Source organism: Mesorhizobium sp. WSM4844 (assembly GCF_055811775.1).
In genome coordinates, this window is sequence record NZ_JBVVQB010000021.1 from 11907 (window position 1) to 31281 (window position 19375).

Below are 19375 nucleotides of genomic sequence, written 5' to 3' on the forward strand. Positions count from 1 at the left end.
AGTATGCAGATCGACGTCTTGACACGCCCGGAAGAACTGAACGGGCTTCGCGACAACTGGGACGACCTCTACGCCAGGGATCCCGACGCGCATTTCTTCGTCTCGTGGGACTTTCTTTCCCACTATCTTCGACGCTTCGACGGTGAATGGTTCATTTTGGCGGCACGCAAGGGGCCGCCGGGCTCTCGCTATGTCGCGCTTCTGCCGCTCCGGCTGCGCACCAGCATGAGGAAAAAAACCGGCGAAATCTACCATGAAGTGTATATGGGGGGAAACCTTGCAGCCGATTATACCGGCATCCTCTGCGCGCCGGAATACGCCTACCGGGCAATCGCGGTTTTCGCGAAGCATCTGAAGACGATGCATTGGGCCAGCCTGCATCTGGAAAACCTGCGGATGTCGGAACGCAGGATAGGCTGGCTGATGGAGCAGCTTTCCGACAATCGGCTGACGATGCGCAGGATGAGGCGCGTCAACCAGGTTGACAATGTTGACAACTGCATATGCCCGGCGATCGACCTCCCGTCCTCATGGGAAGATTATCTTCTGCACAATCTCAGCGCTAACACCCGCCAAAAGATGCGGAGATTTCTCCGGAAGCTGGAGAACTCTGACGAGTTTCGCATAACGCATGCCGACGCCTCTACCATCGAGCGCGATATCGACATCCTGCTCGAGTTCTGGCGCATCAAGTGGACGCCGCGAAAGGGGAATCTCGTTCCCGGCCTGGTCAAGAGCAACCGACGGCTGTTCAGGCAAGCTTTCGAACAGGGCACGCTGTTTGTGCCTGTGCTTTGGCACGGCGACCGGCCCTTGAGCGCTCTCGCGATCTTCCTCGATCCGGTCAAGAAGAGCATGCTGTTCCACATGGTCGGGCGCGACGAGACGGCCGACATGCTGCCGTCGGGACTGGTCCTGCACGGTTATTGCATCCGCCGCGCGATCGAGAACGGTTTCCGGACATATGATTTCCTGCGCGGCAACGAACCTTACAAATATTCCTTCGGTACCCACGACACCGTCCTCAACTGCACATTGATACGAACCAAAACCGGCCGGAACCTTGGCGACCGGCTGGACAGGCGATCCTTGGTCGGCGCGTTGCAGCAGGCGGCCGGCCTCCACAAGAAGGGTTGGATCATCCAGGCCGAAAACATCTATCGCCAGATCCTGAACACCGAGCCGACGCATGATCAGGCTCTGTACGGACTCGGTCACGTTCTGGGCACCAAGGGCGATCACCGTCAGGCTGCCGAATGCTTCGGCGCGCTTGCAGCCATGTCGCCGCAATCTGTAAACGCCTGGCTTTGCCTGGGCATTGCGCAGCAGTCGCTAAACGACCACTCCGCAGCCATCGAGTCGTTTAGGCGAGCAACGGACCTCAACCCAGACCTCATTCTGGCGCGTTATGCCTTGGGCCGCAGCCTTCTCGCCCTGCAGCGGACGGATGAGGCGGCCCAGGCTTTCACGCTGGTCCTTGAGAATGGATCGCCCGCCCCCGCGGAAACCGCCCTGCGCGCCAAGGCCCGGCGACAATTGCAGCAGCTGAGGACAGCCAAGCCGCTCTACATTCTAAAGAAACCTGAGCGCGAGAAGCCCGTCATCCAGCCGTCGCTGCCGCTGGGGCTGACCACTCTGCTCACGGTTGCGCGGCCGGCAACCGTAAGCCGCTCCACCTCTTCTGTCACTTGACGGGGGCTTCGTTGTCTGCCTGCCGCTGCAAGTCGCTCAAACGACTCGTGCCGCCTCGTCGGAAGCCGATTGAGGCCAGCGCTGTAGCGCAGCACGGCCAACGTCGGTAAGCGCATAAACGCCGCGCTCGGCCCTGGCGAACCAGCCATAGACATTGTGAAGCAGGATATTGGCGGCGCGTGGCGAAATGGTTTTCAGATCGCGCGGGCGTTTTGGGCCGTCGACCATGGCAGCGGCGCAGGCCAGCGCGTCCTGCCGGTAAGCGGTCATGACCGGCGTACGGGAGCCGCCGCCGACTACAGGGTCGCCGCGCCGGCGCCGATGCTCGTCCACCAGGCGCGATCTTCGCCTCGGGTCTCGCCGGGGCGGCAAGGCGGCCGGACTGAGCAGCAATTCGACGTTGCCGGCGGAGCCAACCCCGAGAAGGCCGAAGCCGAGCCGCCGGCACAGCGCACGGAACCGGCGATCGTGCTCGCGGCCCTTGCCTCGACTTGACATCCTCGCCGCGAGCCAGACCTCATCGCATGACGCAGCACGGTCAACACCTTGAAGAATGAGCTCGAGGTTGAACTGCAGCTTCAATTCGCAGATGACGAGCACGGGCGGCTCGCCGTCACGCAGTCCCACGACATCGCAGCCGCCAACCTCGCCTTTGACAGTGAAGTCCAGACTCTCAAGAAACCGCTTCACCGGGATGTAGAGAGACGTTTCCTGCATGCCGCAGGCATAGCCGATTCGTGGCTGGTTGGCACAGCATCACCGACAGGCGTTGCCACCGAGGGCAGATTTGCCACTCGTCAACACACGGAGCCATGCATCAAGCAATTTGCTGGGACTTGCCCATTCAGCCGTTAAGCCCTCAGCCCCCTCGCCTCGCCTCCGCGCTTGCGCGGGACCATCATATCCCTGGCCAGCAGGCGGCTCACCCGGCAGAATGCCATGAACGCCCGGCAAGCCTCCTCGGTCTCGACCAGGTCGACGGTGGCGCCGAAGCAGGCGTTGAACGCGGCCTGATAGACTGGACCCTGGCGGCGAACCGGCCAGCCTTGCAGGAAATCCAGCGCCTGTTCGACGCTGTATATTTCCTCGACCGGCAGGCCAGGCGCGGTCGTGATGCGCACCGGCACCTCGAATTGCAATCTGTCCATTCCTGTCTCTCCAGAACGCGCAGCAACGCCGCTCGCCGCAAAAAGTTGCTTTGACCAGCTTTCCGCTCAGGCTCCGCTTCTTGCCCAGAAACTACTTGCTCACAAAATATGTCGTCAGTGCGGACGAACGGCCCGGCATGGGGCCGGACACGCACAAGATGAAGCCGCAAAGCATGAATATCGCCGGCTTGAGCCCAATCGCCGGCAGTTCGTCCTTGAACCTGGCGCCGTCCAGTGCCAAATCTGGGGGACTTTTCTCGCGGGCTCAACAGAAGCTCTTTTACCCGGCAAGACGGACACAATGGTCACCTATCTCGACGCCGCCACGGCACCGCTCAGAAACACCGGCCAGATCCGCCTCTATGGCGAAGAAGGCTTTGCCGGCATGCGCAAGGCCTGCGATCTCACCGCGCGCTGCCTCGACGAACTGGTGTCGATCGTCGCGCCGGGCGTCACCACCGAAACCATCGACCGCTTCGTCTTCGAGTTCGGCATGGATCACGGCGCATTGCCGGCGACGCTCAACTATCGCGGCTACACCAAGTCGTCCTGCACCTCGATCAACCACGTCGTCTGCCATGGCATCCCCGACAGCAAGCCGTTGAAGGACGGCGACATCGTCAACATCGATGTCACTTACATCCTCGATGGCTGGCATGGCGATTCCTCGCGCATGTATCCGGTGGGCACGATCAAGCGCGCCGCCGAGCGCCTGCTCGAGGTCACGCATGAATGCCTGATGCGCGGCATCGCCGCGATCAGGCCCGGCGCCCGCACCGGCGCCATCGGCGCCGCCATCCAGACCTATGCCGAAGCCGAGCGCTGCTCGGTGGTGCGCGATTTCTGCGGCCACGGCGTCGGCCAGCTCTTTCACGATGCGCCGAACATCCTGCACTATGGCGGCGCCAGCGAGGGCGTCGAGATGCGGCCGGGCATGATCTTCACCGTCGAACCGATGATCAATCTCGGCCGGCCGCACGTAAAAGTGCTGTCGGATGGCTGGACGGCGGTGACACGCGACCGCTCGCTGTCGGCGCAGTACGAGCACACGATCGGCGTCACCGAGACCGGATGCGAGATTTTCACGCTGTCGCCAAAAAACCTCGACCGCCCCGGCCTGCCAGCATAGTGTTTGCGCGAGGGCCGGATCTTCCCGGTCAAGAAAATGCGGGCGGCCTATGGGAAAGACCAGCGACGATGACGAACGGATCTTCTTTCCCGAAACACCGATAAAACCGCTCGCGAAAGCCAATTCGGTCGATAAGTCGCCCGAAAAGCCGCACTATCTCGGCCATCGCGACCGCTTGCGCCAACGGTTTGCGGCCGGTTCCGACGCCCTCCCCGACTACGAATTGCTGGAGCTCTTGCTGTTTCGCCTGATCCCCCGCGCCGACACCAAGCCCGTCGCCAAGGCATTGCTGGCACGCTTCGGCACGCTGGCCGAGGTGCTTGGCGCCCCCGTCGCACGGCTTGAGGAGGTCAGCGGTATCGGTCCGGCAGTGGCACTCGATCTGAAGATCGTTGCCGCGGCCGCCCAACGCGCGGCGCGTAGCGAGATCAAGGGCCGCGAGGTCCTGTCGTCCTGGACGCAGGTTCTCGGATACTGCCGGTCGGTCATGGCCTTCGAGGAGCGCGAGCAGTTCCGTATCCTGTTTCTCGACAAGAAGAACGCGCTGATCGCCGACGAGGTGCAGCAGGTCGGCACCGTCGACCACACGCCGGTCTATCCGCGCGAAGTGGTCAAGCGGGCGCTCGAACTCTCCGCCACGGCGATCATTCTGGCGCATAATCATCCGTCAGGCGACCCGACGCCGTCGCGCGCCGACATCGAGATGACCAAGCTGGTCATCGAGACGGCCAAACCGCTCGGCATCGCCGTCCACGATCACATCATCATCGGCAAGAAGGGTCATGCCAGCATGAAGGGCCTGCTGCTGATCTGACGCCCTGTTTGGACAAGCATCGGCCCCAAAGCGTCCGGTCTCGTGTCATGACACGCCAGGCAGCGACGGGCGTGCCGCGAGAACGCGGTCTCCGACCGCAACGACGAGCGCGACGATGATCAGTATTGCCGCGACTGCAAACGTGATCCGCATACCGGTCGCGATGGCGTCGGGCCGCGCCGTTGCGATGTCGATGGCCTCTGAGGCGAATGCGAACACAGCGCCCATGACGGATGCGCCGGTGATGAGCCCAAGATTGCGCGACAAATTGAGCAAGCCGGAAATGACGCCCCGCTGGTCCGGGCGGATATCCGACATGACAGCGGTGTTGTTTGCCGTTTGAAACAGCGCATAGCCAGATGTGATGACGGCGATCGGGGCGATGTAGCCAGGGATGCCCGATATTGCCGGCATCACGGATAGAATGAAGCAACCGGCGGCTATCGCGATAAGCCCAATGACGGTCATGCGCCCCGCGCCAAAACGGTCGGCTATGCGACCAGCCGGCACACCGGTCAGCGCCGCGACAAGCGGACCGACCGACATGACGATGCCAACAACAGCGGCGTCGAGCCCGAGCGCACGAGACAGATAGAACGGCCCGACCACCAGTGTCGCCATCATCACCGTCGCAACGAGCGCGCTCGTGGCGAGGCTCGCGCTCAACGTCGTATTGCCGAAAGCGGCCAATCGGATCAAAGGCGACGCCACTCTCGCCTCGACAAGCACAAACAACCCGGCCGCGAAGACTGCAGCCACGAATAGAGCCAGGTTGAGCTGACCAAAACTGCCACGCCCGATCGTCATCGCGAGCGCATAGGCGCCAAGCGTCAGGGCAAGCAGCAGCGTGCCGACAACGTCGAAGCCGGCCCGATCCGTCTTCGGCTCCCGGCGATCAGCCGGCAGATAGCGGTAGGCGAGACAAAATGCCAGCAAGCCCAGTGGCACGTTGACGAGGAAGATCGCCCGCCAACCGGCTCCGGCAATCAGCAGACCGCCGAGCGAGGGACCGAGAGCGGTGCCGATCGCCGACATTGTTCCGAGCAGCCCCATGGCGCTGCCGGTCCTTGCCTTCGGCACCGTCTCACCGACAAAAGCCATGGTCAGGGTCATCATGATGGCCGCCGCCAAGCCCTGGGCCGCCCGAGCTGCAATCAGCAGCCAGAGCGTCGGCGCGACGCCACACAGGACCGAGGCCACCGTGAACAGGAACAGCCCGGCCAGCAACAGCCGCCGGCGACCGGTGATGTCACCTAGTCGCCCGACGCTGACGATCAGGGTGGTGATGGCGAGGAGGTAAGCCAGCACGATCCACTGGACCTCCTGGAACGAGGCGTCGAACGCCTGCGTCAACGTCGGCAAGGCGACATTGGCGATGCTGATGCCGAGCGAGGACAGCAACATCGATAGCGAAAGGCCGGCGAGCACCCACCGAACCGCAGGTGCCCGTTCTGGATTTTCGGCGACTGCCCGTCCTGCATCGATTGGCTTCAACATGAACTCCGTTTTCTGGCGCGACTCCCGAAACGGAGCTGGCAGACAGGTAGTCCTTTGCTTGAGATGGCGGAAGGCGCATCATTTGCACGTAATCATTGCGTTTGACGACATGTCAGATCGTTCCGGCCATGCTACGATCATCATATGTCGCATCCCGACCTCAATCTGCTTGTCACGCTTGACGTGTTGTTGACGGAAGGCAGCGTGGCGCGCGCCGCCAGAAGGCTGCGGCTGAGCCCGTCGGCGATGAGCCGGGCGCTGGCGCGATTGCGTGAGACGACGGGCGATCCGCTGCTGGTCAGGGCCGGACGCGGCCTCGTTCCGACACCTCGGGCCCTCGAACTCCGCGAGCGCGTCGGTCAGCTTGTGCAGAACGCCGAAGCCGTTTTGCGTCCTGTTGAGATGCTCGACCTGAAACGGCTTGAGCGGACCTTCACGCTTAGAAACAGGGATGGCTTTGTCGAGAATTTCGGGCCGGATCTCATTGCGCGCGTCGGCGAACAAGCACCGGGCGTGCGGCTGCGTTTTGTGCTGAAGCCGGACAAGGACAGCACGCCTCTGCGCGACGGTAGCGTAGACCTGGAAACCGGCGTTGTCGGAAAGGCCACGGGACCGGAGATGCGCGCGCAAGCGCTGTTCCGTGATCGTTTCGTCGGCGTCGTGCGGATGGGACATCCATTGTGCGAGGTCACGATGACCCCTGCCCGCTACGCAGCCGGCCGGCACATCCTCATCTCCCGTCGCGGACTCGACAGGGGACCGATGGACGATGCCCTTGCGCCGTTAGGGTTGAAACGGGAGATCGTGACGGTCGTCAGCGGCTTTTCGGAAGCTCTGGCTCTGGCGCGTGCCTCAGACCTGATCGCCAGCGTTCCCGAACGCTATACGGGAAACCTGCGCGATGGAATGTTCTGGTTCCCTCTGCCGGTTCCCCTGCCGGAAATCGCGGTCTCACTTTTGTGGCACCCGCGGCTGGATGCCGATCCGGCGCACCGGTGGCTGCGCGGCTGCGTTCGAGACGTTTGCGCCGGAAAAACTCACTGGATCTCTTAAAGCGCAACGGTCAAGGGAGCGTTGCTGATTCGATCACTGCAACTCTATGTTGCAGGTGCCGGCGATTCCGACCGACCGCCTCGCTGAACCCGGTTAGGTCGAAAACGGCCTCGCCTCGCCCCGACAGCAGCCGAATCGCCAGGACAGCAGGAGCCGGTCTGGCGGAAACCAATCGCCTGATCTCGTCGGCACAATCCCGAACCAGCCTCCTCCCCCGCTAGCCGGCGGCCTTTCACGATCCGGCAGGACGCCGTGTTGTTCGGCGCCCCAGCAGGTTTTTTCTTCGCCGCAGCCTTCTTCTTCTTGGGTTCTTCCACATCATCGCCATTGCGTTTTCGTCTGACGGGAAGACCGCACTAGAATTTCGACCGGAAATCGAGCTATGATGCATTTGGCATTTCCTGGGACGGCTTCGCGCCCTTGGAATGCCGGGAGGAACGGGATATGGCCATAGCGCTTGTACTCGTTTTGGTAGTTGTGGGCTCAGTGTTGTTCCACTTCCTGAGCCCATGGTGGTGGACGCCGATTGCCTCTAATTGGGACTATATCGACAACACCATCATCATCACCTTCTGGATCACCGGCGTCGTCTTTGCCGCCGTCGTCCTGTTCATGGCTTATTGCGTCTTCCGCTTCCGTCACCGGGAGGGCAACCAGGCTGCATACGAACCCGAGAACAAGCGGCTCGAATGGTGGCTGACGATCGTCACCGCAATCGGCGTCACCGCCATGCTGGTTCCCGGCCTGTTCGTCTGGAACCAGTTCGTCAGCGTCCCAAGCGACGCAACCGAGGTCGAAGTCGTCGGCCAGCAATGGCAGTGGAGTTTCCGCTTGCCCGGCAAGGACGGCAAGCTCGGCACGTCCGACACCCGCAACGTCAGCCCTGAAAATCCCCTCGGCGTAGACTCCAGTGACGCCAACGGCCAGGACGATGTCGTCGTCGAAGCCGCCGATCTGCATCTGCCGGTCGGCAAGCCGGTCAAGATGCTGCTCCGCTCGATCGATGTGCTGCACGATTTCTACGTGCCGGAATTCCGCGCCAAGATGGACATGATCCCGGGCTCGGTCACCTATTTCTGGTTCACCCCGACCAAGACCGGAACTTTTCAGGTCCTGTGTGCTGAGCTTTGTGGCCAGGGGCACCCGTTGATGAATGGCGTGGTGATGGTCGACACGCCGGAAGACTATCTGGCGTGGCTCGGCGAACAGCAGACTTTTGCGCAATTGTCGGCCCCCCAGCAGGTGGGCTCGGCAGAGTAGACGCCGGCAAAGACGGCGATTTGGGTTGAAATTGCGGCACGGCTCGAAACTGTCGAGCCTGGCCGAAAAGGACACGGAGGTGTTCCTATATGGTCGATGTCACACCTGCAGATGGGGTACCGCCGGCCGAAGTCGCGGAGATGGAACTCTACCATCCGCACAGCTGGTGGACGAAGTACGTCTTTTCGCAGGACGCCAAGGTCATCGCCATCCAGTATTCGGCGACGGCGACGGCAATCGGCATGGTGGCGCTGGTGCTGTCCTGGATGATGCGGCTGCAGCTCGGCTTCCCCGGCACCTTCGACTTCATCACCCCGGAAGCCTACTACCAGTTCATCACCATGCACGGCATGATCATGGTGATCTACCTGCTCACGGCACTGTTCCTGGGCGGATTCGGCAACTACCTGATCCCGCTGATGGTCGGCGCGCGCGACATGGTCTTTCCCTATGTCAACATGCTGAGCTACTGGATCTACCTGCTCGCCGTGCTGGTTTTGGTGTCGAGCTTCTTTGCGCCCGGCGGACCGACCGGCGCCGGCTGGACGCTTTATCCGCCGCAGGCGATCATGACCGGCACACCAGGCGGCCAGGACTGGGGCATCATCCTGATGCTCGTCTCGCTGATCCTGTTCATCATCGGCTTCACCATGGGCGGCTTGAACTACGTCGTGACGGTGCTGCAGGCCCGCACACGCGGCATGACGCTGATGCGCCTGCCGCTGACCGTCTGGGGTATCTTCACCGCGACAGTCATGGCGCTGCTCGCCTTCCCGGCGCTGTTTGTCGCCTGCGTGATGATGCTGTTCGACCGTGCGCTCGGCACCAGCTTCTTCATGCCGGCCATCGTCGAGATGGGCGAACAACTGCAGCACGGCGGCGGCAGCCCGATCCTGTTCCAGCATCTGTTCTGGTTCTTCGGCCACCCCGAGGTCTACATAGTGGCGCTGCCGGCCTTCGGCATCGTGTCCGACCTGATCAGCACCCATGCGCGCAAGAACATCTTCGGCTACCGGATGATGGTCTGGGCCATCGTCGGCATCGGCGCGCTGAGCTTCGTGGTCTGGGCGCACCACATGTATGTCAGCGGCATGCATCCCTATTTCGGCTTCTTCTTCGCCACCACGACATTGATCATTGCCGTCCCGACCGCGATCAAGGTCTACAATTGGGTGCTGACATTGTGGCGCGGCGATATCCACCTCACCGTGCCAATGCTTTTTGCGCTGGCCTTCATCGTCACCTTCGTCAATGGCGGGCTGACCGGACTGTTTCTCGGCAACGTCGTCGTCGATGTTCCGCTATCGGACACGATGTTCGTCGTTGCCCATTTCCATATGGTCATGGGCGTTGCCCCGATCCTCGTGATCTTGGGGGCGATCTATCACTGGTACCCGAAGGTCACTGGCCGGATGCTGAACGAGGCCATGGGCCAGTTCCATTTCTGGGTCACCTTCCTCGGGGCCTATCTGATTTTCTTTCCCATGCACTACATCGGCCTGATGGGCGTGCCGCGCCGCTACAACGAACTGACCGCCACGACGGTGATGACCGAGTCGGCCCACGATCTGAACGCGTTCATCAGCATCATGGCGTTCCTCGTCGGCTTTGCCCAAATCGTGTTCCTGTTCAATCTGATCTGGAGCATCCGCCATGGCCGCGAGGCCGGCGGCAATCCATGGCGCGCCACGACGCTCGAATGGCAGACGTCGGAAACACCGCCCGCCCATGGCAATTTCGGCAAGGAACTGCCGATCGTCTATCGCTGGGCCTATGACTACAGCGTCCCGGGCGCCAAGGAGGACTTTATCCCGCAAAACATGCCGGGCTCTTTCGGATCCTCCAGGGAGCCGGCATGAGCGTCATTCTGGTCTTCCTCCTCGTCATCGTCGGCTTTGTCGGATGGTGGCTTTCCCATCAGCGGCTGATGGCCAAGCCATGGCTCGAGCAAGGTTTGATCGGGGATATTATAGGCCCGGAAGGATCGGCGCTGCCGACCGCCAAGATCGGGCTCGGCGTCTTCCTCGCCGTCGTCGGCTGCCTGTTTGCGCTTTTCACCAGCGCCTACTTCATGCGCATGGCGCTGTCGGACTGGCAGGCGCTGCCGCTGCCGCGCGTGCTCTGGTTCAACACCGGCGTGCTGGTCCTGAGCAGCATCGCGCTGCACTGCGCCTCGGTCGCTGCGCGCCGGGGCGATATCGACGCGGTCAGGCTCGGCCTCGTCACGGCTGGGCTCACCGCGCTTGCCTTCCTGGTCGGACAGCTTGCGGCCTGGCGGGAACTGACCGCCGACGGCTACCTGCTGACCGCCAATCCGGCCAACAGTTTTTTCTACCTGATAACCGGGATGCATGGGCTGCACATATTGGGCGGGCTGGTGGGCCTGGGCAGAACAACTGCCGGCGCCTGGAACGGAGCACGGCCGGAGCGGCTTCGCCTCAGTGTCGAACTGTGCGCCATGTACTGGCATTTCCTGCTTTTCGTCTGGCTCGCCATTTTTGCACTTCTGGCCGGCTGGGCCGCTACTTTTATCGAGATTTGCCGACAGCTGCTGACCTAGGAGGGCCGGACGGATGGCAGACACGACAGTGACGCATACCGGCCAAGCACAGGCGCGGCCGGCTGGCTTGCAAGGCGTCGCCGCCGACTGGTCCTCGGATCAGCGCGCGTTCAAGAACGTGTCCTGGGGCAAGGCCATGATGTGGATCTTCCTGCTCAGCGACACCTTCGTCTTCGGCTGCTTCCTGCTCTCCTACATGACCGCGCGCATGTCCACCCGAGTGCCGTGGCCCAATCCGAGCGAGGTCTTTGCCCTTCATATCGGCGGCTCGAATATTCCACTGATCCTTATCGCCATCATGACCTTCGTGCTGATTTCGAGCAGCGGAACGATGGCCATGGCGGTGAATTTCGGCTACCGCCACGACCGCCGCAAGACGGCGATCCTGATGCTTTTGACCGCAGCGCTCGGCGCAACCTTCGTCGGCATGCAGGCCTTCGAATGGACCAAGCTGATCTCCGAGGGGGTACGGCCCTGGGGCAATCCGTGGGGTGCGGCGCAGTTCGGGTCATCCTTCTTCATGATCACCGGCTTTCACGGCACCCATGTGACATTCGGGGTGATCTTCCTGATCATCGTGGCGCGAAAGGTCTGGCGCGGAGATTACGAAACCGGCCGGCCCGGGTTCTTCACCAGCCGCAGGGGCAGCTACGAGCACGTCGAGATCATGGGACTCTACTGGCATTTCGTCGACCTGGTCTGGGTGTTCATTTTCGCATTCTTCTATCTTTGGTGAGAGGCAGACATGGCTTTGGTGAGAGGCAGATATGGCTGAAGCAACCGCAAACGGTCTGGGGCAACATACGCTGCACGGAACGCAAGCGCATGATCCGGCAGCAGCAGGCATTGCCCCTGCGGAGGTCCATCAGGAGCACCCGATCAGGCTCTATCTGGTGGTCTGGGCATGGCTGTTCATCCTCAGCGCCTGCTCCTATCTGGTCGACTATGTCGGCCTCCACGGCTATCTCAGATGGTCGCTGATCCTGATCTTCATGATGCTCAAGGCCGGGCTGATCGTCGCGGTCTTCATGCACATGGCCTGGGAGCGGCTGGCGCTGACCTATGCGATCATATTGCCGCCGATCCTGGTGCTGGTGTTCGTGGCAATGATGGTCTTCGAATCGGAGTACACGCTTCTCACCCGGATGCTGTTTTTTGGGGCCGAGCCCTGACGCGCAATCCGGGTTCGGGCAGCATTTCCCGTCGAGGGCCGGAGGGGCTGTTCACGGCCCGCTCTGCGTTGCCTTGAAACGGTCGACAGCTGGCCCATTTTTGTCACCACCGGAAAACGACAGAAGGAGAACGATTTTCGTCGGTTCTCCGTCGTGAACTCCAGGAAGGGAGGCTCAAGATGACGATCGCAAACAGATTGAAGGACTTTATCGACGAGAAAGGAATTTCCTACGATACCGTCGAGCACCACCGCACGTCGACAAGCAGGCAGTCCGCCTTAGCGGCACATGTGCCCGGCAGCATAATGGCCAAATCGGTGGTGGTTCACCACGACGGTGGCTATGCGCTGGCCGTGGTCCCGAGCACGCACAGGATCGAGCTCGGCACATTGCAGGACGTCATGCACCAGCGCATTGGGCTCGCCTCCGAGGACGAGGTGGTTTCGCTGTTCGAGGATTGCGACACCGGCGCCATCCCGCCGATCGGCGCGGCCTACGATGTGCCGGTGATTGTCGATGAAAGCCTCGGCAATGCCGGCGATATCTATTTCGAGGGTGGCGACCACAGGACGCTCGTGCATGTCAGCGGCAAGGATTTCCGCAACCTGACCAGCGACGCACAGCAAGCCCGCTTTAGCTACCCGGCTTACTAAAACGCTCTTGCCAACCTGCCGCAGCGGCCTCTCGCCGGTGCGGCAGGGCAGGATTTTTTCAGTCCGCCGGTCTGGTGGAGGCCGGCGATTCCACGACTTTCCGATAGACGTGCCAGGTGGCGTGACCGAGGATCGGCAGCACCACCGCCAGCCCGGCGAACACCGGCAGCGAGCCTATGATCAGGGCGACGGCGACAATCAGGCCCCAGACAGCCATCACGATCGGGTTCGCCAGGACCACCCGCACCGAGGTATGGATGGCTTCGTAGGCGCCGACGTCGCGGTCGAGCAACAACGGGAACGCGACGACCGTGGTGCACAACACGACCGCGGCGAAGACGAAGCCGATCGCGTGGCCAACGATAATCAGCGTCCAGCCGCGCCCGGTGGCGAATATTTCACTGATGAAGCTGGACAGTGATTCCGGCGGGGCTGGACCGAACACCTGCTGATAAAATATCTGCGCGGTCAACAGCCAGGCGACGAAGATCGCAAGCAGCATGATCCCGACCGCCGCGATGGCCGGCAGCGCTGGAGAATTCCTGACCTCGAAAGCGTGGCTCCATGAGGCGTCGAGCCCGGCCTCCCGCCTCCGGCTGATCTCATACAGGCCGAGCGCCGCGAACGGGCCGATCAGCGCAAAACCAGACACCAGCGGAAACAACAGCGGCAACGTGTTGTTGCCCGACGTCCAGACAGCGAGCACGACGCCGACAAGCGGATAAATCAGGCAAAGGAAAACGATGTGCGACGGTTTGACCATGAAATCGTCGACGCCACGCTTGAGCGCGTCGAAAAGGTCGGAAACGCCTATCTTTCGAATTCTGGTGTGCTCCAGCGTCTCGCTGGCGCCTGCAATCACATGAAAACTTGCCATGACCATTCCTCCAGACCAGGTCCGGTAAAGGTCGCGATTTCACGGTGCTGTCGTTCAGCGTGACTGGCCACGCAAAACCGCGACCTGCACCATGATCAACATACGCTCTTGCATGGCATTTGTCGCCGCCCTTTGTCTGCGGGCACGGCTCCGGTGATCCCGCTGGCTCTAACGGCCTTTCTTCGCTAGTCTCAAAGCTGGGTTGAAGGGTGAAGGTCATGGATGGAAAGACCGTTCTTATACTCGGCCTTGGCATAGTTATTCTGCTGGTGCTGGGATTCTGCGCAGTGCCAACGTGAGGTTTGAGCAGGTTCGGACGCACCTCGTTCAGCAATCGCCGACCCGACAACAATCCGAGAACATCGGGATTCAATGCAGCCATGACGCAGGTCATGCCGTCAATTTCCGGCTGACATGACGACACGCATTGCAACGGTATCGGCAAGCAGCACGGCAAAGATCGCGAAAAGATAGAGAATCGAATAGGCAAACAGCGCCTTTGCGCGTTTCATCTCCCACCCTTCAGCCAATCTTTTGTCGACCAGAAGCTTCCAGGCATGCCAGATGAAACCCGCGCCCAATGCGGCCGAAACAATCCCGTACCATCCGCTCGCGAATCCGACAGCCCAAGGGAGCACGCCGATTGGCGCCAGGATCAGCGAATAGACGAAGATTTGCTTTCTGGTCGAAACCTGGCCGGCCACGTTCGGCATCATCGGAATGCCGGCCGCGGCATAGTCGCCGATCTTGAACAGCGCGAGCGCCCAGAAATGCGGCGGCGTCCAGAGGAAAATGATCAGAAACAGGACGAGACTTTCAACCCCGACGGCGCCAGTGGCGGCCGCCCACCCGATGACCGGAGGAAGCGCACCCGCGGCGCCACCTATGACGATGTTCTGCGGCGTCGAGCGTTTCAGCCACATCGTGTAGATGACGACGTAGAAGAAGATGGTGAAGGCCAGCAGCGATGCGGCGAGCCACCCCACCAGCACGCCGAGCGTCATGATCGAAAGCACGGAAAGCACCATGCCGAAGCCGAGCGCTTCGCCTGGCGTGACCCGGCCTGACGGGACCGGCCGCTTTGAGGTGCGCGACATCAACGCGTCAATATCGGCATCGTACCACATGTTGAGTGCCCCGGCCGCTCCCGCTCCAACCGCAATTGCACCGATTGCAATCACGGCGATGACCGGGTTCATCGCCCCGGGCGCCACCATCAGGCCGACGAAAGCGGTAAAGACAGCAAGCGCCATGACGCGTGGTTTCAAAAGCGCGAAGAAATCACTGACCGTCGCTTCAGAGATCTGGATACCGGTATCCTTGAGGCCGCTTTCCCGAGCCGACATTTCAGGCGACTACCGATTGGCACACGCAATCTGGCCGGCCCATCGGCCGACGGAAGAACCGGGTTACTTCCTGGCGGAAGAACCGGGTTACTTCCTGGCGGAAGAACCGGGTTACTTCCTGGCGGAAGAACCGGGTCATTTGGAGAATTGCTTCAGATAGGCGATGACGTTGGCGAGATCCTCGTCCTTCTTGAGGCCGGGAAACGCCATCTTCCCACCTTTGATCATGGCCTTGGGATCGCGAAGATAATTCGTCAGCGTGGCGTCGTCCCATTTGACGCCGGATTTACCCGCCTCGGTCATGGCTTTAGAATACTTGAAGCCCGGATGCGTGCCGGCCGTCCGGCCGATGACGCCGCTCAGCGACGGACCGACCTTGTTCTGGTCCTTGTCAACGACGTGACAAACCTTGCATTTGGCGAAGACCTTCTCACCGGCGGCCGCATCCTGTGCCTGGGATTGGCTCGTGACAAAGGTCGCAACGGACACGACTGCGAAAAACGCGATTGCACGCATGGCATTTCCTCCCCGATCGCCAAATCTGCCTTGGACGATCTGCGCCTGCCGACACGGCATGCGCCCCTTGCACGACAGAGCGGAATATCCGCGTCTCCCGCATGGAATTGCGGCATCTACATACCACAAAATCTGGCCGGCAGATAGAAGAAGTCGACCAGCAAGATTGGCGCCGAAGCGACGAGGCAGGCCGATCGGCGTCGAGCGTAACCGGAACGCATACCGGGTAATGGCGTTAGACCAGCTACGGTTAAACGTCTGGAAGATCAAAAGATCAGAGAAGTGTATGAACGACAGGAGCGACCTGGAGGTGCGCCACGGCACCCGCACGATCGACGGCGACACCGTCTTTTACAGACAAGCAGGTCCTGAAACCGCGCCGGTGTTGCTGCTTCCGCATGGCTATCCCTGCTCATCCTTCCAATATCGCCGGCTGATGCCGGCGCTCGCCGATCGGTGGCGGACGGTCGCGCCGGATTTCCCCGGCTTTGGCTACAGTGGCGATCCGGCACGGTTCGGTTATGATTTTGATGCCTATGCAACGTTCCTGGAGCGGTTCACCGACGCGCTGGAGCTCGACAGCTACGCGTTATGGCTGCACGACTACGGCTCGCAGATCGGCCTGCGCCACGCCATAGCGCACCCATCCCGGATCAGGGCCCTGATCATCCAGAATGGCGACATCTACGCCGATGCTCTTGGCCCGAAATACGAAACGATCCGGCGCTTCTGGCGTGATCCTTCGCCAGCCAACCGTACACCGCTCGAACAGGCGGTGAGCGAAGACGGCTTTCGCGCCGAGTTCGTAGGCGAAGTCGATGACGACGTCGCTCGACGTGTCCCGCCCGATCTGTGGAAGTTGCATTGGCCGCTGATGGATACGCCTGTGCGCCGTGCGCTTTCAGTCGGACTGATGGAGAAGCTCAAGGCTAATCTCGACTGGTTCCCTCGTTACCAGGCATACCTGCGCGTGCACCGGCCACCGGCAATGATCCTTTGGGGACCGAAGGACGAATACATGCCCGAGCCGGCAGCGCGCGCCTATCTGCGCGATCTCCCCGAGGCCGAGCTGCATTTGCTGGACGACGCAGGGCACTGGCTGCTGGAGACACACTTCGAGGTCGCCCTGCCACTTGTGCGACGGTTTCTGGGCAAGGTCCTGCATTAATCGCCCGCACAACGCCGCAGCGGATTCCGCCATTGCTGACCACCCATCGAGAGGAGCGCACTCCATGATCGACAACGCCACAATCGCCCGGATCTGGCGGGGAACGACACGCCGTGACTTGGCGGACGCCTACGAGCCATATCTACGCCGCGAAGGCATTCCGCCGCTTCAGGAGAAGGCACTTGGCGTGCAGTTGTTTCGCGAGGATCGCGAAGAAGAAACAGAGTTCGTGACGATCTCGTACTGGCCTGATGTCGAAGCAATGGCGAGCTTCACCGGCGGTGACCCGCACAAGATCCATCACCTGCCGCGTGACGAAGAGTTTCTCGTTGAGCTGCCCAAGCGAGTAACCGTGATGCGTATCCTCGTCAGCCAACTGCCTCACGAGTAATGCGGCGCGGCGAAAAAAAGGCCGCCTCGAGGGCGGCCTTTCACATCCAGCAGAATGCCGTGTTATTCGGCGTCCTTGGCAGCTTTCTTCTTCGGCGCGGGCTTCTTCTTGGGCTCTTCCGCATCGTCGGCCTTGTTGGCGTCGGCCTTCTTTGCTGCGGCTTTCTTCGCCGGCTTCGACTTGGCCGTCTCGCTGTCCTCGTCGTCGGCCATCAGCTCTTCCTTGCTGACCTTGACGTCGGTGACCGAAATCTGGCTGAGCAGATGGTCGACCACCTTCTCCTCGAACAGCGGCGCGCGCAACGTGTTCAGCGCTTCAGGATTGCTGCGGTAGAATTCGAAGGCTTCCTGCTGCTGGTTGGCCGGATAGCGGCGCACCTGCTCGAGCAGGCCGCGCTGCAATTCCTCGTCCGACACGGTGACGCCGGCCTTCTCGCCGATTTCGGCGAGAACCAGGCCGAGACGCACACGGCGCTCGGCAAGCCGCATATATTCGGCGCGCGCCTCTTCTTCCGTCGTCTCCTCGTCAGCGAAGGTGCGGCCGGCGGCTTCCAGATCGCGGTTGACCTGGTTCCAGATGTTGTTGAACTCGGCCTCGACAAGCTTCGACGGCGCCTCGAACGAGTAGGCGGCATCGAGCTGGTCGAGCAGCTGGCGCTTGATCTTCTGGCGCGTCATCGAGCCGAACTGGTTCTCGATCTGGCCGCGCACCACCTCACGCAGACGCTCCAGCGACTCCAGGCCGAGATTCTTGGCCATTTCGTCGTTGATCTCCAACGCACCGGGCTGGGACACTTCCTTGACGGTGACGTCGAAGGTGGCTTCCTTGCCGGCAAGATGCGCCGCCTGGTAGTTTTCCGGGAACGTGACCGTGACCTGCCTCTCGTCGCCGGCATTGCTGCCGATGAGCTGATCCTCAAAGCCGGGAATGAATTCCTTGGAGCCGAGCACCAGCGGCTGGTCGGTGCCGGCGCCGCCGCTGAAGGCTTCGCCATCGATCTTGCCGACATAGTCGATCGTCACGCGGTCGCCCTCGGCGGCCTTGCCGGTCTTCGGTTCGTAGGTGCGCGCCGATTCGGCGACACGCTTGACCTGCTCGTCGATTTCCGAATCCGGCACGTCGAACACCTGACGCGTCACCTTGATGTCGGAGAAATCCTTGATCTCGATCGGCGGAATGATCTCGTAGTTCAGGCGGAATTCGAAGTCGGCGCCGCCGGCCAGGATCTTCTCGGCCTCTTTCTCGTCCTCGGTCATGATCACTTCGGGCTGCATGGCAGCCTTTTCGCCACGGCCGGTAATGATCGAACGGGTCGAATCGTTGAGGATCTCGTTGACCACTTCGGCCATGAACGACTTGCCATAGACCTTGCGCAGGTGCTGCACCGGCACCTTGCCGGGGCGAAAGCCGTTGATGCGGACCTTGCTCCTGGCATCTGAAAGCCGCGCCATCAGCTTGGCTTCCATGTCACCGGCCGGCACGGTGATCTTGATCTCGCGCTTGAGACCGGAGTTGAGCGTTTCGGTGACCTGCATCATAGAACCTTCGTTTCCGCAGCCAAACGGCTCTTGCCGTTTACAGCCTGCCGGTATGATCTTGCCGGGAATGGCTTTTGGTGCGGGACTTGGCGATCTGTCCACTCAACGCGGCTCAAAATCGTCCAGAAACACGCTCCAAAATGTGAATAAGTCTTTGTTTTTCCGACTTCTTATCACATTCTGCAGAAGTGGATCGTCGCATCCCGTCACATTCGACACGCCTTTTGTCACAGGCGCGGCCGATTTTCAACCATCTTCGCGTCTACAGCGCCGCGCGTCATCTTGGACGCGCACAGGAAGCTGGAGCACCTTGATTTTGGCGCATGATCCCCAAAAATACGATTTTTCGTTTTTCGGGATCATGCGCCTGCGAACGGCCGCTATTTTGACCGCGACATTGACAGAATGATGGCTGCCTGCGGGCAACGCGGATGCGGCGGAATTGCTGGACGCGCTGGATTTAGGCTCCACTCCGACTTGGCTCCCGCTGGTGTAGCTACCCCGAAGTCGTCAGCCGCTTGGCGCAGCGGTCCTGACGCAGAGAAGCCCGCCACCTTCCGA

Annotated in this window: 20 protein-coding genes; 13 read left to right on the plus strand and 7 right to left on the minus strand. The window is 61.3% G+C overall.

Annotated features, from left to right (window positions below):
- Positions 1 to 3: 3 nt before the first annotated feature.
- Positions 4 to 1692 carry a GNAT family N-acetyltransferase gene (locus tag AC0L2A_RS17945; protein WP_473609897.1) on the plus strand — a complete coding sequence of 563 codons (1689 nt, stop codon included), beginning with the start codon at positions 4 to 6 and terminating at the stop codon, positions 1690 to 1692.
- Between the two features lie 36 nt (positions 1693 to 1728).
- On the opposite strand, the gene AC0L2A_RS17950 is transcribed toward AC0L2A_RS17945, so the two are convergent.
- The gene (locus tag AC0L2A_RS17950; RefSeq protein WP_023802536.1) at positions 1729 to 2409 is read right to left on the minus strand and encodes a DUF2161 domain-containing phosphodiesterase; all 681 of its coding nucleotides are present in this window, start codon (positions 2407 to 2409) and stop codon (positions 1729 to 1731) included.
- Between the two features lie 134 nt (positions 2410 to 2543).
- Positions 2544 to 2840 (minus strand): DUF982 domain-containing protein, encoded by a 297-nt coding sequence (locus AC0L2A_RS17955; RefSeq protein WP_236377189.1) that lies wholly within the window; start codon positions 2838 to 2840, stop codon positions 2544 to 2546.
- A gap of 301 nt (positions 2841 to 3141) precedes the next feature.
- Between AC0L2A_RS17955 and map the strand changes: the two genes are divergently transcribed.
- On the plus strand, positions 3142 to 3969 hold the full coding sequence (gene map, locus AC0L2A_RS17960; RefSeq protein ID WP_473609898.1) for a type I methionyl aminopeptidase: 828 nt from the start codon (positions 3142 to 3144) through the stop codon (positions 3967 to 3969).
- A gap of 49 nt (positions 3970 to 4018) precedes the next feature.
- Entirely contained in the window at positions 4019 to 4783 is a 765-nt protein-coding gene (gene radC, locus AC0L2A_RS17965) for a RadC family protein (RefSeq protein WP_023802539.1), read from the plus strand.
- 45 nt (positions 4784 to 4828) lie between these two features.
- On the opposite strand, the gene AC0L2A_RS17970 is transcribed toward radC, so the two are convergent.
- Entirely contained in the window at positions 4829 to 6277 is a 1449-nt protein-coding gene (locus tag AC0L2A_RS17970; RefSeq protein WP_473609953.1) for an MFS transporter, read from the minus strand.
- Positions 6278 to 6424: 147 nt separating this feature from the next.
- Here AC0L2A_RS17970 and AC0L2A_RS17975 point away from each other — a divergent pair, with 147 nt between their 5' ends.
- The 7 genes from AC0L2A_RS17975 (at position 6425) to AC0L2A_RS18005 (ending at position 12978) form a co-directional block, all read left to right on the plus strand.
- Positions 6425 to 7333, plus strand: coding sequence for a LysR family transcriptional regulator (locus AC0L2A_RS17975; protein ID WP_473609900.1), 909 nt, complete (start codon positions 6425 to 6427; stop codon positions 7331 to 7333).
- A 444-nt stretch (positions 7334 to 7777) separates the two neighbouring features.
- A complete protein-coding gene (gene coxB, locus AC0L2A_RS17980) occupies positions 7778 to 8593 on the plus strand; it encodes a cytochrome c oxidase subunit II (RefSeq protein WP_473512692.1) in 816 nt (271 codons plus the stop codon).
- An 89-nt stretch (positions 8594 to 8682) separates the two neighbouring features.
- Entirely contained in the window at positions 8683 to 10452 is a 1770-nt protein-coding gene (ctaD, locus tag AC0L2A_RS17985) for a cytochrome c oxidase subunit I (protein ID WP_023802544.1), read from the plus strand.
- Positions 10449 to 11153 (plus strand): cytochrome c oxidase subunit 3, encoded by a 705-nt coding sequence (locus AC0L2A_RS17990; protein ID WP_473609901.1) that lies wholly within the window; start codon positions 10449 to 10451, stop codon positions 11151 to 11153. The genes ctaD and AC0L2A_RS17990 overlap by 4 nt, the downstream gene beginning before the upstream one ends.
- Before the next feature lie 13 nt (positions 11154 to 11166).
- The gene (locus AC0L2A_RS17995; protein WP_128169954.1) at positions 11167 to 11889 is read left to right on the plus strand and encodes a heme-copper oxidase subunit III family protein; all 723 of its coding nucleotides are present in this window, start codon (positions 11167 to 11169) and stop codon (positions 11887 to 11889) included.
- A 31-nt stretch (positions 11890 to 11920) separates the two neighbouring features.
- Positions 11921 to 12325 carry a cytochrome C oxidase subunit IV family protein gene (locus AC0L2A_RS18000; RefSeq protein ID WP_473515760.1) on the plus strand — a complete coding sequence of 135 codons (405 nt, stop codon included), beginning with the start codon at positions 11921 to 11923 and terminating at the stop codon, positions 12323 to 12325.
- Between the two features lie 179 nt (positions 12326 to 12504).
- Entirely contained in the window at positions 12505 to 12978 is a 474-nt protein-coding gene (locus AC0L2A_RS18005) for an aminoacyl-tRNA deacylase (protein ID WP_023802548.1), read from the plus strand.
- A 58-nt stretch (positions 12979 to 13036) separates the two neighbouring features.
- On the opposite strand, the gene AC0L2A_RS18010 is transcribed toward AC0L2A_RS18005, so the two are convergent.
- The 3 genes from AC0L2A_RS18010 to AC0L2A_RS18020 form a co-directional block, all read right to left on the minus strand.
- Positions 13037 to 13855 (minus strand): DUF2189 domain-containing protein, encoded by an 819-nt coding sequence (locus AC0L2A_RS18010; RefSeq protein ID WP_473490353.1) that lies wholly within the window; start codon positions 13853 to 13855, stop codon positions 13037 to 13039.
- 398 nt (positions 13856 to 14253) lie between these two features.
- A complete protein-coding gene (locus tag AC0L2A_RS18015) occupies positions 14254 to 15201 on the minus strand; it encodes a heme o synthase (protein WP_473609902.1) in 948 nt (315 codons plus the stop codon).
- A 135-nt stretch (positions 15202 to 15336) separates the two neighbouring features.
- Complete coding sequence (locus AC0L2A_RS18020; protein WP_023802551.1) at positions 15337 to 15717, minus strand: c-type cytochrome; 381 nt, start codon at positions 15715 to 15717, stop codon at positions 15337 to 15339.
- Positions 15718 to 16003: 286 nt separating this feature from the next.
- Between AC0L2A_RS18020 and AC0L2A_RS18025 the strand changes: the two genes are divergently transcribed.
- The gene (locus tag AC0L2A_RS18025) at positions 16004 to 16885 is read left to right on the plus strand and encodes an alpha/beta fold hydrolase (RefSeq protein ID WP_473609904.1); all 882 of its coding nucleotides are present in this window, start codon (positions 16004 to 16006) and stop codon (positions 16883 to 16885) included.
- A 64-nt stretch (positions 16886 to 16949) separates the two neighbouring features.
- Positions 16950 to 17276, plus strand: coding sequence for an antibiotic biosynthesis monooxygenase family protein (locus tag AC0L2A_RS18030; RefSeq protein WP_473609905.1), 327 nt, complete (start codon positions 16950 to 16952; stop codon positions 17274 to 17276).
- A 62-nt stretch (positions 17277 to 17338) separates the two neighbouring features.
- On the opposite strand, the gene tig is transcribed toward AC0L2A_RS18030, so the two are convergent.
- The gene (gene tig, locus AC0L2A_RS18035; RefSeq protein ID WP_473609955.1) at positions 17339 to 18811 is read right to left on the minus strand and encodes a trigger factor; all 1473 of its coding nucleotides are present in this window, start codon (positions 18809 to 18811) and stop codon (positions 17339 to 17341) included.
- Here tig and AC0L2A_RS18040 point away from each other — a divergent pair.
- The gene (locus AC0L2A_RS18040; protein WP_473609906.1) at positions 18789 to 19223 is read left to right on the plus strand and encodes a hypothetical protein; all 435 of its coding nucleotides are present in this window, start codon (positions 18789 to 18791) and stop codon (positions 19221 to 19223) included. The genes tig and AC0L2A_RS18040 overlap by 23 nt on opposite strands.
- Positions 19224 to 19375: the final 152 nt, after the last annotated feature.